The sequence below is a fragment of the Archangium violaceum genome, assembly GCF_016887565.1.
Classification (GTDB): domain Bacteria; phylum Myxococcota; class Myxococcia; order Myxococcales; family Myxococcaceae; genus Archangium; species Archangium violaceum_B.
Map to the genome: position 1 here is coordinate 8228316 of NZ_CP069396.1, position 14836 is coordinate 8243151.

Sequence of the window (14836 nt, forward strand, 5' to 3'; positions counted from 1 at the left end):
GGCTCAGGGGACGCGCAGGGCGCGCAGGAAGCGCCCGCCACCCGGTGTCTCCACGCGCAGCAGCAGCGTGCTGCCCGGGGACGCCTTGCGGATGAGCTTCGCCAGCTCCTCGGCGTTGCGCACCGGCTTGCGATCCACCTCCACCACCACCATGCCCGGCTCCAGCTCCGCGCGCTCCGCCGGCGAGCCCGGCAGCACGTCCGTCACCAGCGCGCCCTGCGTCGACGTCAGCCCCGTGCGCTCCACGATGCGCGGATCCACGTTGCTCAGCGACACGCCCACGCGCGCCTTCGAGGACTGCTCGGTCTCCTCGTCGCCACCGCGGCGCTGGCGCACGCTCACCCCCTCCAGGTCCGGCCGCGTCCCGAGCTGCACCTTCAGCTCCTGCCGCTTGCCGTCCCGGAACACGTCCAGCACCGAGGTGGTGCCCGGCTTCTTCAGCGCCACCGTGCGGGTGAGCTCACCGCCCGAGCCCACCTTCCGCCCGTCGATGGCCACGATGACGTCATCCGCCCTCATGCCGGCCTTGCCCGCCGGGGAGTTGTCGTTCACCTGCGACACGATGGCGCCCTCGTTCACGGGCAGCGACATCGCCTTGGCCAGGTCGCCCGTCAGATCCTGGATGCCGATGCCCAGCCACGCGCGCGTCACCGCGCCGTCCTTCTCCAGCTGCGGCAGCAGCGCCTTCACCATGTTGCTCGGCACCGCGAAGCCGATGCCCGTGCCACCACCCACGATGGCGGTGTTGATGCCCACCACCTCGCCCTTCATGTTGAAGAGCGGGCCACCCGAGTTGCCCGGGTTGATGGCGGCGTCCGTCTGGAGGAAGTCGTCATACGGGCCGGAGTGGATGTCGCGCGCCCTCGCCGACAGGATGCCGCTGCTCACGCTCGAGGCCAGCCCGAACGGGTTGCCGATGGCCAACAGCCAGTCACCCACGCGCAGCGCGTCCGAGTCTCCCAGCTTCACGAACGGCAGGTTCTCCACCTTGCCCTGGAGCTGGATGAGCGCCACGTCGGTGAGCGGATCCCTCCCGACGATCTTCGCGTCGAAGCTGCGCCCGTCGTCCATGCGGACGCGGATCGTCACCGCTCCTTCGATGACGTGATTGTTGGTCAACACCAGGCCCTTGGGGTCGATGATGAAGCCCGAGCCCGCGCCCTGGCGGAGCTGCTCGCGCCTCTGACCCTGGCCTCCGCCTCCGTTTCCGAAGAAGCGATCGAAGAGGGGATTGTCCTGTCCGAAGCCCTCGGACCTGGAGGCCTTGGCTTGCACGTCCACGTTGACGACGGCGCCCTTCACCGACTCCACGAGCGGGGCCAGCGAAGGCAGGGCCTGCGCTTCCCGGGTGGCGGGCTGGACGGGGTTGGAGGACGGAGCCGCCGTCTGGGCGGGCGCGAGGATCGGCAGCGCGAGGACGAGAGCACCCGCGAGGGCGCTCTTCTGGGGGTTCAGTCGCTTGGTCATGGTCTCTCCCGAGATAAGACGGAAAGACTTCAAGGCAAGGCAGACCCGCCCTGCCTGCACGACTGGGAAACAGTGCGGCGCCCCTTCTCTTCCCGAGAAAGACCGCGAGCGTGTAGGAGTTACACCCCCAGCAACAGGGCGAGTGCCCCGGGCTGGCCCGGTTCGAGGGCGAACAGCAGCCGCTCGCGCAGCACCTTCAGCTCCTCGTAGCCCATCTCCACCGCGCGGCCATGGGCGACCGGATCCCTCAGGCGCTCCTTGGCCTGGATGACGAAGTCCGCCAGCACGTCCAGCAGGCGCCCAGGCAGGGGGTAGCGCTCCGTGAGGAAGGCCAGGAAGAGGTGGAGGTAGGGCTCCTCGCGCCGCTGAAGGACGCGCGCCACCTCGCCCATGGAGGGCGGACGGCCGGGCCGCTCGGGATCGAAGGCGGCGGCGAAGTTGTCGAAGTACTCCACCTTCCGGCCGCGCTTCTCGCGCGTGGCCGCCTGGAGGAAGTCCTTGAGCTGGCCCCGGGCGTCCAGCCACTGGCGGAAGCGCTCCACGAAGAGCGTGTACAGCGCGCGCTCCAGCGCTCCCGCGAACAGCACCGCTACCGCCGCCGCGGGCAGATCCGTGTAGAGGGCCTTCTGGTACGTGCGCTCCGCCACCATCATCGCCTGCAGCAGCGGCGGCGGGCACGTGGCCAGTGCCTTGCCCAGCCCCCGCTCCACGTTCTCGCGGGCCTTGGCGTCGATCTCCGTCTCGCGCTGCTCGAGCTCCTCGCGGGTGCGCCGGGCCTGCTCCGCGCGCGCCGACGCCTGCGCCGCCCTCGCCTCCTCCTCCGCCCGGCGAGCCTTCTCCTCGGCCTGGGCCTGGGCCGCCCGGAGCGTCTCCAGCTCACGGCGCAGGGCCTCCAGCTCGCTCTCACGGGCCACGAAGCGCCGGCGCAAGGCATCGGACTCGGCCTTCGCCGCCTCCACCTGCGCCTCCACGTTGGCCTGCAACTGCGTGCGCCACGCCTCGCGGCGCCGCGTCAGCTCCAGGCCCCGCCGCGCCTCGGGCTCGTCGGGGTCCATCTCGAGCGCCGCCTGGAAGGACTTCTCGGCGGACTCGAAGTCCCCCTCCTCCGCCGACAGGTGACCCAGGTCCACCTGCAGCTGAGGCCCCAGCTTGCCCTGGGACTCCGCGTGCCCCGAGGCCCGCGCCAGTGCCTCACGCGCCTCCTGACGCCGTCCCAGCAACCGCAGCGCGCGGCCCCGCGTGGCCTCCAGCTCGAAGATGAAGCCCTTGTAGTGCTCGCCCGTCGCCGCCTCCGCGACCGCCAGGTGCTCCAGCGCGTCCTCCGGGCGATTGCGCAGGTTGGCGATCTGCGCGAACAGGAGCCGATCCTCCGCCGTGGGCACGGAGCCCAGCCGCTCGGTGATGAGCTGATCGCACAGCCCCGGCTCCCCGGCGAGCTGCGCCGCGTACGCCATGTGCCCCAGTTGCTCCGGTTGCAGCTCGCCCGCCGCGCGCTGCTCCTTCCACAGCCCGAGCGCGGGCGCGGCCTGCCCCTGCATGAGGAGGCAGTCGGCCAGCAGCCCCTTCGCCTCGGACTGCACCTCCGCGGGCACATCGCCCTCGCGGAGGCTCCGGCACATGTTGGCCGCCTCCTCGTAGCGGCCCAGCTTCGCGCGCACGCGCGCCAGCAGCATCCTCGCCTCGGGCCCGGCGCCTCCGGCCACCGCCCGCGCGAAGATGCGCTCGGAGGCCGCGTAGCGCTCCAGCCGCGCCAGCGCATAGCCGTACTGGGTGAGCAGATCCGGCCCGAGCCCCTTGAGCTCGAGCTGCCCCATCAGCGCCACCGCCTCCTCGAAGCGGTCCTGGCGGATGAGCACCAGCCCGACACGGGCCGTCAGATCCCTGTTGCCCGGGAAGCGCGACAGGCCCTCGCGGTAGGCGGACGCCGCCGCGTCGTACTCGCCCCGGCCCAGGTGCACGTCCCCCAGCGCCGCCGGCACCTCGGGCCGACCCAGGCTGTCATGGGCCGCCAGGTCGCGGAGGATCTTCTCGGCCTCGCTGAACTCCTCGCGGGCCAGCAGGGTGCGAGCCCTCTCGTAGAGCTTGACGGCCTTGTGCTTGGGCAGCGTGGAGCTCACGGTCGGTAGACCCGGTAGTCTATCTCGGGAAAGAGGTTGTTCTTGCCCTCGATGTGGGACAACCAGCCCTCATCGATGTTCCCATCGCGGATCTGGTCGTGCAGGCGCTGGAAGCGCAGGATGTGCTCCTTGGTGCGTCGCACGGCGTAGTCCACCATGGTTCCCGTCTTCATGATGAACGCCCAGTCCGACGATTGCGCCAGCAGGAGCTCGCGCGCGGCCTGGTTGAGTGCCCGCCGCTGGAGCGTGGAGGCATCCGGGTAGTCCTTGGCCAGGTCCGCCATCTGGCGGGCGCAGTGGTGGAGGTGCCGGTAGATCCAATCGTTGGAGCCATCCAGCCACATGTTGGCGTAGCCGCCCGCGCCCCAGGAACTCAGGGGCGGGGTGGCCACCTGGTTCTCCGGGTTCTCGGCCAGGTCATCCGAGGCCGTCACCAGCCGGAAGGTCTTCTGGTCGAAGGCCACCTTGCGGATGAGGGCGTCGAGGAACCACGGCCCCTCGAACCACCAATGGCCGTAGAGCTCGGCGTCATAGGGGGCCACCACCACCGGCTTGCGGCTCCCCATCTTCCCCGCGAGCCACTCGAACTGCTTCTCCCGGTTGAAGAGGAAGTTGCCCGCGTGGGTGGCGGCGCGCTCGCGCGCGACGTCCGGATCATAGGGCTGCTTGTCCTGCGTCTTGCCGGTGATCCGGTAGTACTTGAAGCCGGTGTTCTTGCGATCCCCGGTGGGCTGGATGAAGGGCCGGATGTAGTCCAGGTCCAGGTCCCAGCCGATGTCCCGGTAGAACTCGCGGTAGACGGGGTCGCCGGGGTAGCCGTGCTCGGAGCTCCACACCTGCTGGCTGCTCTCGGGATCCCTCGCGTACGCGGCCACGCCCGCCTCCGTGTAGATGGGCGCGAAGGGGCCATGCAGCGGCCGGGGCGTGGCGTCCATGACACCGTGCGTGTCCACGAAGAAGTAGCGGATGCGCTCGGCCGACAGGTACTTCTCCACCCCGGGGAAGTAGCCGCACTCGGCCAGCCAGATGCCCGGCGCGTCCCGGCCGAAGGTGAGCCGGTAGTGGTTGGCGGCCACGGAGACCTGGGCGCGCACCGCCTCGGGCGTCTGCTGCATCAACGGCAGGAAGCCGTGGGTGGCGTTGCAGGTGATGATCTCCAGATGTCCGGCGTCCTGGAGCCGGCGGAAGGCGCCCACCAGGTCGCGCTTGTAGCGCTCGCGGAAGGCGCTCCGCAGGGACTCGAAGTGGTCCCGGTAGAAGTGGGCCAGCCGGCCGAAGACCGGGTCGTTCCGGGTGCGGTGCACCTCGCGAGAGCCCAGCTCGCAGAGCTGATCCAACTTGTGCGCGTAGCGCCCCATGAGCAGCTCGTCACGCAGCATGGTGACGAGCGTGGGCGTGAGCGTCATCGTCACGCGGAAGGGGACGTTCTCCTCCGCCAGCCGATCGAACACGAGCAGCAGCGGGAGATACGTCTCGGAGATGGCCTCGTAGAGCCAGTCCTCCTCGAGGAAGTCCTCGTATTCGGGATGCCGGACGAACGGCAGATGCGCGTGGAGGACGATGGCGAGCGAGCCGATGCTCATGTCATTCCCCTATCGGCCCTGACCCGAGGAGGACGGGCGCGACCACGTCCACGACTCGGAGACAGCCCCCGCCGGGCCATACGCCCAGACCCACTGCTCGGAGGACCCGCCCGCGCCGCCCTGGGACCACGTCCGCTGATCCGAGGACCCACCCGGACCGTGCGACCACACCCGCTGATCCGAGGACCCGCCCGGACCCTGGGACCATGTCCGCTGCTCGGAGGACGCCCCGACGCCGTACGACCAGGCCCGCTGCTCGGAGGAGCCCACCATGTCCCGCAGCCCCGCCCACTGCTCGGAGGAGCCCTCGTGGCGGCGGCTGACGCTCAGGTACTCCTGCTCGGGCGCACCCTCGCCCGGCGCGCCGGGACCACCGGGACCGACACGCTCCCGGTGCCGCTCGGGGATGTCCTCGAAACCACCGCTGCCCGGCAGGGCCACGCGGCGCCAGGTGATGTACTCGCGCTCCTCGACGTCCGCGGTGCGGGTGGGCGCGGTGGCGGCCACCGCCTCCACGCTGGTCTTCGGGGCGACGACAGGCGGCATGCGCAGGAGGCGCACCGAGGTGTCCTCGGACGGGCCCGCGGGCGGCAGGAAGATGCGGTTGGAGGAGTGCCCGATGCGGCGCGAGCGGCCGGAAACACCGACGAAGTGGGCCTCCACGCGGTAGGGCCTGCCCGGGGGCAGCCCGTGGATGTAGTAGCTGCGCGACTCGAGCGCGACGTCGATCACCCGCACCAGCACGTCGCTGTCGTCGTAGACGCGCAACACGGCGCGCGGCGACACCAGCCCATCCAGGGCACGGCGCCGGGCCTCGGCACTGAAATCCCAGCAGACGAAGAGCGTGTGCGGGTCGCGCGGCATCAGCAGCGCCGTGTCGTCCTCGTAGTCCATCGGCAGCTCGCCGAGCCGCTCGTCATAATCCGGCGAACCGAGCGCCTCGACGGGCCGGCGGCGCTGCGACTCGGTGAGGTGGTGGCGGAAGGCCTCCTGCTCACCCGCGATGCGCGCCACGAAGAAGCCCTCCACCAGCGGCTCCGCGGCGTGCTGCGCCACATGGACGTGCTGCTCCGCATGGGCGGGTGGCTCCGAGTGGACGGGCGGGTCCACCAGGGCGGGCGGCGGGGACTCGGGGGCCGGCGGCTTCGTGAGGGTGGGCTCGTCGTCGATCGACGACCGGCCTCCCGCGGGCTTGGGCTTGGGCGGGAAGTTGACCACCTCGGCGGGCCGGGGCGTGGGGTGGACGGGAGTCTTCTCGTCGTCGTCCCCGGGCAGGGCGCGCTCCGGGGCGATGGGCTGCGCCGGACGCTCCTCGGGCGTGCCGGTGCGCGAGGCCGCGGAGACGGCGCCGGGGACCTTGCGGGCGCCCTTCACCCTCTCCCGGGTCTCCTTCACCTTCTCCCGGGCCCGTTCCACCTTCTCCTGGACCTGCTTCCTGACGGACGCCCTGACGGACTGCCCCGCCGTCCCGTCCGCCTTCGCGGTCCCCGGCTCCTCCTCGCCCGCGAGCTTCGCGAGCCCCGGCACCAGCCGGGCCAGTGCATCGAGGAGGTCCTTCTTGGTCTTGAGCTTGCTATGCCCGCGTCCCAGATGCTTGCGCGCGAGCTCCCGCAGGTATTCCACCGTGACGCTCTTGAGGTCGGCCATAGGCGGATTCCGGCTTAGGTCGACAGGGCCGCGAGGGTCAACGAACGATTTCACTTCTGTTCGTGGTCGTACCCCGGGTGGAGTCGGGGGACGGACGGTGACAAGTCGGGAGCCGCCTCTGTATCCTCCGGTCCGCCTTGAGCGACCTGCCCAGACTCCTGCTGTGCAGCTTCGATGTCATCCCCGGCCCGTCTGGATCCTCGCGCCGGGTGACCGAGTATTTGAAGGCATTGCCCGATCGGTTCTCCGTGGTGGTGCTCTCGGTCAAGACGCCGGACCATTCGCACATCGAGAAATACCAGGGCGCGCGACTGCTCCGGGTGCCGGTGGGCTCGGGGGACATCGCCTCGCGCATCCAGGCCTTCGAGCGCGCCGTGCGGCGTCAACTGGAGAGCGAGGAGTACGCGCTCGTCCACTTCACGGACCCCTTCGGCGGCTATGCCCTGTGCGAGCTCAAGGGGGACTACGGCTACCGCCTCGTCTACGAGGCCCAGGGCTTCCCCTCCCAGGAGCTGCGCTACACGCACCCGCAGCTCGAGGGGGACAAGAAGTTCCTCTCCAAGGCCCGCCGGCAGGAGCTGTTCTGCCTGATGAACGCGGACCTGGTCATCACCGGCTCCCCCTCCACGCGCTCCTTCATCCACTCGCTGGGCGTGGGCCAGGAGTCGGTGCGCGTGGTGCGCGCGCCGGTGGACCTGGGACCCTATGTGCCCGAAGCGCTCGGGGCGCCGGATGGCAGTGGCCCCATGCGGATGATGTACCTGGGCAGCCAGGTGGCCTGGCAGGGACTGGCGGGACTGCTGCGGGGACTCGCACTGGCCGTGCGCGAGGTGGACGTGCGGCTCACGCTCGTGGGCCCGCGTCACCCGGACTGGCAGCCCCATCTGGAGGATCTCGTCTCCGAGCTGGGCCTCGGCAAGCACGTCGAGTTCCAACCCCCCGTGGCCCATGACGACGTAGCCAAGGTGCTCGCGCTGGCGGACGTGGGCGTGCTGCCGCTCGATGACGTGGACCGCAACCGCGTGCAGGGCGGCGCGCTCTCCAAGGTGTCCGAGTACCTCGCCGCCGGCCGCCCGGTGCTCGCCGCCGACCTGCCCGTGGCCCGCGAGCTCGTCTCCTCCGCCGCCGGCGTCTTCTATACCCCGGGGGACCCCCAGTCCCTCGCGGACCGCATCATCGAGCTGGCCCGCGACGTGCCGCGGCGCGTCGCCCTCGGCAAGCAGGCCCGGACCTACGCCGAGCAGTGGCTGGACGCGGGGCTCATCCGCGGCCAGCTCCTGGACATCTATGACGGCCTGCTCGGGAAGCGGGCGGTGGCGTCGGGCACCACCTCCGAGCCCGAGATCCACCCGACGATGATGACGGGCACGCCCACCAACCGCGTCCTCGCGCTCGAGGGAACGGTCAGCGCGGAGCCGGAGCCCGCCCCCCAGGCCCCTCGCGAGCCGCCACCCGCCAGCGAGCACATCCCGGACACGGATCCGAACCACGCCCCCGCGCGCGAGGAGTTGCCGCTCGTCACGGGCCACATCCTCCAGGAACAGGAGCCGGGACTCGACACGCGCCTGGTGAAGACCGAGCCCGCCTCCGCGCGGCCCGACATCCCCGTGGTGATGGGGCTTCCCCTGCGCGAGCCCCCCTCCGCATTGGAGAGCGCGCTCACCGAGCAGGAGGTGCGCTCGACCGAGCCCCCCGTGGTGCTGGGCCTCCCCCTGCGCGAGCCCCCCTCACCCGCTCCCGCCCCCGCCAGCGAACGCCCACGTCCACTCCTCTCCGAGGAGAGTCCCGTGCCGACTCCGCCCGCCCTCCCGCCCCGCGCGAGCCTGCTCACCCGAACGGTGTCCTCCGAGAACCGGCCGGCCACCGCGCCCGAAGCCGCACCGGCGCGGCCTCCCGCGCTGCCTCCCCGGAAGGACGAGCGCCCCGCGTCCAAACCCGCCGAGCCTCCCGTGCTCCAGCCCGTGGAGACACCGCCGCGTCTGCCGCCACGTCCGTCGCTCTCCATCCCCCCGCTGCCTCCACGGGCCCGGCCGCCCAGCGGCTCCCGTCCCATGCCTCCACCGCTCCTCACGCCGGTGGAAGCCCCCGCCGTTCCCCCCCGGGTCGCGCGTGCCCCAGCCCCGGCCGAAGAGCCCGAGGAGATCTCCGAGGCCGAGGCCGAGGAGATCCAGGAGGTAGAAGGTTCTCCGACACCTCCTCACGCTCACCCACTGGAGGAGCCAGAGGAGATCAGCAGCGCGGAGATCCACGAGGCCGAGACGGAGGCGCCGCCGCGAGAGCCGCCGGAGTCGCGGTTGAACCCGTGGTTCGCCCAGCTCGCCCACGGGTACTGCCCTCCCGAGGGTACCCACTTCGCCCGACATACACCCCCCACCACCATGCCCGGACGTGACGAGGAGCCCGCTCCCCCACCCGCTCCGAAGGCCCAGGGGAGTGTGCGCGGCAAGCCCTCATGAGTTGAGACTCGTGCAGCAGCCAACCGAGCTTGGCATGGAAACTTTCCAAGCTCCGCCGCGCGTGCCTAGGATGTGCCGGTTTTCATTGCACTTTTCTTGGGTCAAAGGGCTGCATGGAGCGCCGGGTCCTCATCGTCGAAAGCCAGAACGACTTCGCCCTCAGCATGGCCACCGTGCTCAAGAGCGCGGGTTACCAAACGGCCATGGCGGCAACTGCCGCCGACGCACAGCGTGAGATGGAGAAGCGCCGGCCGGATCTCATCGTGGTCCGGGCCGAGTTGCCGGATCAGTCCGGCTTCACCCTCTGTGGGCAGATCAAGAAGGGCAAGTGGGGGCAGAACCTCCGCGTCCTGCTGCTGTCCTCGGACACCGGAGTGGAGGGGCTCAACCAGCACCGCCAGACGCCGGGTGCCGCGGATGGCTATCTCCTCATTCCCTTCGAGATGGGCGAGCTCGCCTCGATGAGCGTCGGCATCGTGCCGCCGGAGGAAGACGCACCGCAGCAGGCCGCGGGCCCGGGTGACGGTCCGCCGGCCATACCGCCGCCGCTCAAGGGTGCGCCCAATCCCGCTGGCGGCCCGCCCCGGCTGCCCAAGCGCGAGCGCCGCAGCGCCATCACCGAGGAGGATCGCGGCTTCCTGGAGCGCTCCTTCCAGTCCATCGCGGACCGCAAGGCGGAGCTGCTCGCCGAGTCGCGTCAGCTCAAGCGCCCGCCTCCGCGGCGTGACCTGATGGGCACGCCCGAGGGCAAGGTGCAGCTGCTGCGCGACGAGCTGAAGACGCGCGAGGCGCAGATCGCCCGCATCTCGGAGATCTGGAACGTCCGCGAGCGCGAGCTGCTGTCCGTCGAGGACCGGCTCCACGAGAAGGACGTGGAGCTGCAGGGCCTGAAGATGCAGGTGGATGACCTGCTGCGGCGCTTCAACGAGGCGCAGCAGGGCATGCTGCAGAAGGAGCGCGAGCACGGCGCGACCGTGGACGACCTGCTCCTGCAGAAGTTCTCCGCGGAGAAGGATCTCATCGAGGTGGTGGCCTCCAAGGAGAAGGACATCAACGTCCTTCGCCGCGAGGTGTCCAGCCGCGATGACGAGCTGTCGCGCCGCGCGCAGGAGCTGGAGCACGCGCGCGAGGAGTACGACAAGCTCGAGAAGCACCTGGGCATCGTCACCCTCGAGTTCGAGGTCAAGGAGCAGAAGCTCACCGAGACGGTGCAGGCGCACGAGGCCGAGCTGGCCCGCCGCCACCAGCGCATCGAGGGTCTCGAGGGCGAGCTGGCCCGCACCATCAGCGAGCGTGATCAGCACTACGCCGAGCTGAATGGGGAGATCCAGGCGCTGCAGGAGAGGCTGGCGCAGACGGAGCAGGAGCGCGACACCACCGTGCGCAACCTCGAGGCGCGCGCCACCGCGGCCGAGGAGCACGGCGCCCAGGCCGACGCGGAGATCGTCCGCATCACGGACGAGCGCAACGCGCTGGAGGCGCGGCTCAACGAGCAGATCGCCGGCCTGGAGTCGGATCTGGCCCGCATGACGGGCGAGCGCGACCAGCTGCAGCAGGACAAGGACGCGCTGGAGAGCGATCTCACCCAGCGACTGGAGGAGCGCGAGGCCAAGGTCGCCACGCTCGAGCGCGAGCTGCAGGAGACCATCGCCCGCAACGAGCACCACGAGGCCGAGCTCAACGCCAGCATCCAGCAGCAGATGGAGCGCGTCGGTGAGCTGGAGGGCGAGGTCGAGGCCGTCAAGGCCCACCTGGCCGACCGCGAGGCCGAGCTGACCGGCGAGGTCGAGGCGCTCACCCAGGCTCGCAACGAGCTGGAGGCGGCCAAGGACGCGATGGAGGCCGACCTCAACGGCCAGCTCCAGGCGCTCAACGAGGCCGTCGCCGACCGCGACACGCAGATCTCCAACCTGCGCGGCGAGCTGGACGCCACCACCCAGACGCTCACCGAGACGCAGAGCACGCTCGCGCAGACCGAGGAGACGCTCGCCACCACCCGCGGCGAGCTGGACGCCACCTCGCAGACGCTGGCCGAGACGCAGGGCACGCTCACCGAGACGCAGGCCACCCTGGCCGACACGCAGAACCGCCTCGCCGTGACCGAGGAGACCCTCGCGAGCACCCGTGGCGAGCTCGAGGCCACCGCCCAGACGCTGGCCGAGACGCAGGGCACTCTCGCCGACACGCAGGCCACCCTGGCCGACACGCAGGGCCGCCTCGCCGCGACCGAGGAGACCCTGGCGAGCACCCGGGGCGAGCTCGAGGCCACCACCCAGACGCTCACCGAGACGCAGGCCACCCTGGCCGACACGCAGGGCCGGCTCACCGCGACCGAGGAGGCCCTGGCCTCCACCCGGGGCGAGCTCGAGGCCACCTCGCAGACGCTGGCCGACACGCAAAACACGCTCGCGCAGACCGAGGAGACGCTCTCCTCCACCCGCGGCGAGCTGGAGGCCACCTCCCAGTCCCTCGTCGAGACGCAGGGGCTGCTGTCGCGCACCGAGGAGGCCCTGGCCTCCACCCGCGGCGAGCTGGAGGCCGCGCAGCAGGAGATCACCCGCGTCAACGGTGTCCTGCAGGAGACCGAGGCCCTCAAGGCCGCCATGGAGGAGGAGCTCTCCGAGCAGCTCGGCCAGGTGCGCAACGAGCTGGCCGAGACGCAGGGAGGCCTCGCCGCCACGCGCGACGCGCTCGCCAGCGAACAGGCCGCCCACGCGCAGACGCAGCAGCAGGCGTCCGCCACCCAGGCGGAGCTGGAGGCCCAGCTCGCCCAGGCGCGCGATCAGGGCCAGGAGCTCGAGGAGCAGCTTTTCCTCACCAAGCAGGAGCTGGGCAGCCGGGTGTCCGAGGTCACCCAGCTCAGCTCGCAGCTGTCGCAGTCCGAGGACGAGCGTCACCGGCTGGAGGAGCGCTTCAACGCGCTCACCGCGGAGTCGCAGCGCCGCATCGAGTTCCTGGAGAAGGACTCCGCCAGCAAGCAGCGCGAGCTGTCGGACACCTTCGAGAAGCTCAACACGATGACGCAGGAGAAGGAGCGTCAGCGCGAGACCCTCTCCCGCGAGCTGACGGCGCGCAACGAGCAGCTCAAGGCGCTGGACGCCCGCCGGCAGCAGGACGCGGAGCAGGCGAAGCGGCAGCTGGACGAGCTCACCCGTCAGGCCGGCGCGCTCAACTCGGAGCTGGACAACGCGCGCAAGCAGATCGCCGCGCGGGAAGAGCAGCTGCGCACCGCGGGCAACGCCCAGACGAAGCTGCAGTCCGAGCGTGACGGGTTCGCCGCGCAGCTCGGCGATGCCCAGGCGCAGCTCCAGGCGCTCCAGCAGGCCCAGGCGCAGGAGCGCGCCGAGGCGAAGCGGGCGTCGGACGAGCTGGCGAAGAAGCTGGCCCAGGCCGAGGCCCGTATCGCGCAGGCCAACCAGGAGGCCCAGGCCCGCGTGGCCGAGGCCGACGGGAAGGTGAAGGAGGCGCAGACGCAGCTCACCGCCCGCGCGAAGAAGATCCAGGAGCTGGAGCTGGCGGTGGAGAACGCGGCGGGAGTGAAGGCGCGCGTGGAGAAGGATCTCAACGCGAAGCTGGCCGCCGCGGACGCCAAGGCCAACGAGGCCGCGACGAAGCTGGCCGCCGCCGCCAAGGAGCGCAAGGAGCTGGAGGCGCGGCAGCAGAAGGAGCTCGAGGAAGTGGCCGCCCGTCAGAAGGCGGAGCTGGAGCGCCGCGACGCCCTGAAGGCCCAGGAGATCGCCCGCCTGCAGCAGTCGGTGCAGGAGAAGAGCAAGGCCCTCAAGGTCGCCGAGCTGGAGCTGGCCCGCTACAAGACGAAGTCGCCCGTGTCCTCTCCGGGGACCCCGGCCGCCAAGGCGGGTGCCGCGAAGGCCGCTCCGGCCGAGGAGGACGAGAGCCTCGTCAGCACGCAGCTCAACCCCGTCACGCCCGCGGCTCCGGCTCCGGCCCGCGCGGCCGCGCGTCCGGCCGCGTCGAAGAACGCCGTGAAGCGTTCCGCGGCGCCTCCGCCCGTCGAGGAGGTCTCCGAGCGCACCGTGGTGATGCAGATTCCGCAGGAGCCGGCGGCGGCCTCGGACGAGGCCGACTGGACGTCGCTCGTGGACGAGCTGGACAAGTCCTGAGGTGAGGTTCACCGGCCGCGCGTGGCTTCCGAGCCGCGCGCGGCTGTGTCGATTCCGGGCTCTTGCCGACGCGCCGCGCGCCTACAACGCGGCCCGGGCCTGGCGGACCAGCTCCTTGAGCTCGAGGGTGGCGACCACATCCCGGAAGGAGATGGGAGTGCCGCTGGACTGGGCCTGCACCTGGGCGAGCCGCCAGCGCTCCCACATGGTCCTCGAGGCGACGTAGGCCAGCAGCAGCACGAAGGCACCGGGGATCAGGGCCACCGCCACCACCAACATCATCCGCCACAACCAGGACATGACCGCCGCCTCCGAGGACTGAACGCGGCGCTCTATTGCACGTCGTGTGCCCACGGTGTGTAAATAAATTCCAAAGTTGTTCCGGCCACTTGGACAGGGAGCAACCGGAAGGGACGTGGGGAAAAGGCGGCAGGTCTGGCATTTTTGCCGCAGAGGGCTGAAATCCCTTCGGTTAAGTTCAGGGGTGTGAGCCCCCCCAGTCCGAAGACCGAAACATTCACCCTGAGCAGCGTGGAGGACGCGGAGAAGCGCCTCGCGCAGGTGGGATACCTGCCCTCGCCGGAGATCGCCACGGCGAGCTTCCTGGCGGACCGGCTGGAGAAACCGATCCTGGTGGAAGGCCCGGCGGGGGTGGGCAAGACGGAGCTGGCGAAGGCCCTGGCGCAGGCGCTGGGGAGGGAGTTCATCCGCCTGCAGTGCTACGAGGGGCTGGACGAGGCGAAGGCGCTCTACGAGTGGGAGTACGCCAAGCAACTGCTCTACACGCAGCTGTTGAAGGACAAGATCGGGGAGATGGTGCAGGGGGCGGGGACGCTGACCGAGGCGGCGGACCGGCTGGCGACGAGCGACGCGGTGTTCTTCTCGGAGCGGTTCCTGCTGCCGAGACCGGTGCTGAAGGCGTTGCTGTCGGACAAACCGGCGGTGCTGCTGGTGGACGAGATCGACAAGGCGGATCCGGAGTTCGAGGCCTTCCTGCTGGAGGTGCTGTCGGACAACGCGGTGACGATTCCGGAGTTGGGGACGTTCAAGGCGAAGCACGTGCCGCGAGTGGTGCTGACGTCGAACAACGCGAGGGAGCTGTCGGACGCGTTGAAGAGACGGTGCCTGCACCTGCACATCGACTTCCCGGATCGAGAGCGGGAGCTGCGGATCATCCGGAGCAGACTCCCCGAGGTGTCGAGAACATTGGCGGAGCAGGTGGTGGAGGCGGTGGCGGCGATCCGGAAGCTGGACCTGAAGAAAGCGCCGTCGATCAGCGAGACGCTGGACTGGGTACAAAGCCTGGCGCTGCTGAACGCGGAGTCGCTGACGCCGGATCTGGTGGCGGCGACACTGAACCTGGTGCTGAAGCACGAGGGGGACATCGAGAAGGCGAAGAGCAACCTCGGGCAGATCGCACAAGCCTGAGCCCCCCACCCCTCTCC

The 14836-nt window shown here is 70.6% G+C and carries 8 protein-coding genes; 3 read left to right on the plus strand and 5 right to left on the minus strand.

Annotated features, from left to right (window positions below; translation table 11 throughout):
• Nucleotides 1–3: 3 nt before the first annotated feature.
• From JRI60_RS32755 to JRI60_RS32770, 4 genes are all read right to left on the minus strand, one after another.
• Nucleotides 4–1467 carry a trypsin-like peptidase domain-containing protein gene (locus JRI60_RS32755; RefSeq protein ID WP_204219859.1) on the minus strand — a complete coding sequence of 488 codons (1464 nt, stop codon included), beginning with the start codon at nt 1465–1467 and terminating at the stop codon, nt 4–6.
• A gap of 119 nt (nt 1468–1586) precedes the next feature.
• Nucleotides 1587–3584: a tetratricopeptide repeat protein gene (locus tag JRI60_RS32760; RefSeq protein WP_204219860.1), complete on the minus strand. Its 1998-nt coding sequence runs from the start codon at nt 3582–3584 to the stop codon at nt 1587–1589.
• The gene (locus tag JRI60_RS32765) at nt 3581–5167 is read right to left on the minus strand and encodes a glycoside hydrolase family 57 protein (RefSeq protein WP_204219861.1); all 1587 of its coding nucleotides are present in this window, start codon (nt 5165–5167) and stop codon (nt 3581–3583) included. Before JRI60_RS32765 ends, JRI60_RS32760 begins: the two co-directional genes overlap by 4 nt.
• A gap of 9 nt (nt 5168–5176) precedes the next feature.
• The gene (locus tag JRI60_RS32770; protein ID WP_204219862.1) at nt 5177–6814 is read right to left on the minus strand and encodes a DUF4912 domain-containing protein; all 1638 of its coding nucleotides are present in this window, start codon (nt 6812–6814) and stop codon (nt 5177–5179) included.
• A gap of 137 nt (nt 6815–6951) precedes the next feature.
• Here JRI60_RS32770 and JRI60_RS32775 point away from each other — a divergent pair, with 137 nt between their 5' ends.
• Nucleotides 6952–9270 (plus strand): glycosyltransferase, encoded by a 2319-nt coding sequence (locus tag JRI60_RS32775; protein ID WP_204219863.1) that lies wholly within the window; start codon nt 6952–6954, stop codon nt 9268–9270.
• Nucleotides 9271–9383: 113 nt separating this feature from the next.
• Nucleotides 9384–13391, plus strand: coding sequence for a response regulator (locus tag JRI60_RS32780; protein ID WP_204219864.1), 4008 nt, complete (start codon nt 9384–9386; stop codon nt 13389–13391).
• Nucleotides 13392–13472: 81 nt separating this feature from the next.
• Here the strand turns inward: JRI60_RS32780 and JRI60_RS32785 are convergent, their stop codons facing one another.
• Nucleotides 13473–13691 carry a hypothetical protein gene (locus JRI60_RS32785; RefSeq protein WP_204219865.1) on the minus strand — a complete coding sequence of 73 codons (219 nt, stop codon included), beginning with the start codon at nt 13689–13691 and terminating at the stop codon, nt 13473–13475.
• Between the two features lie 186 nt (nt 13692–13877).
• On the opposite strand from JRI60_RS32785, the gene JRI60_RS32790 reads away from it, so the two are divergent.
• Nucleotides 13878–14819, plus strand: a complete 942-nt coding sequence (locus JRI60_RS32790) for an AAA family ATPase (protein ID WP_204219866.1) — start codon at nt 13878–13880, stop codon at nt 14817–14819.
• The last annotated feature ends 17 nt before the right edge of the window (nt 14820–14836 follow it).

What these genes read in the sequence shown, in the direction of transcription:
- JRI60_RS32755 (WP_204219859.1), bottom strand. Translation starts at nt 1,467, where the DNA reads ATGACCAAGCGACTGAACCCCCAGAAGAGCGCCCTCGCGGGTGCTCTC.
- JRI60_RS32765 (WP_204219861.1), bottom strand. Translation starts at nt 5,167, where the DNA reads ATGAGCATCGGCTCGCTCGCCATCGTCCTCCACGCGCATCTGCCGTTC.
- JRI60_RS32770 (WP_204219862.1), bottom strand. Translation starts at nt 6,814, where the DNA reads ATGGCCGACCTCAAGAGCGTCACGGTGGAATACCTGCGGGAGCTCGCG.
- JRI60_RS32780 (WP_204219864.1), top strand. Translation starts at nt 9,384, where the DNA reads ATGGAGCGCCGGGTCCTCATCGTCGAAAGCCAGAACGACTTCGCCCTC.
- JRI60_RS32785 (WP_204219865.1), bottom strand. Translation starts at nt 13,691, where the DNA reads ATGTCCTGGTTGTGGCGGATGATGTTGGTGGTGGCGGTGGCCCTGATC.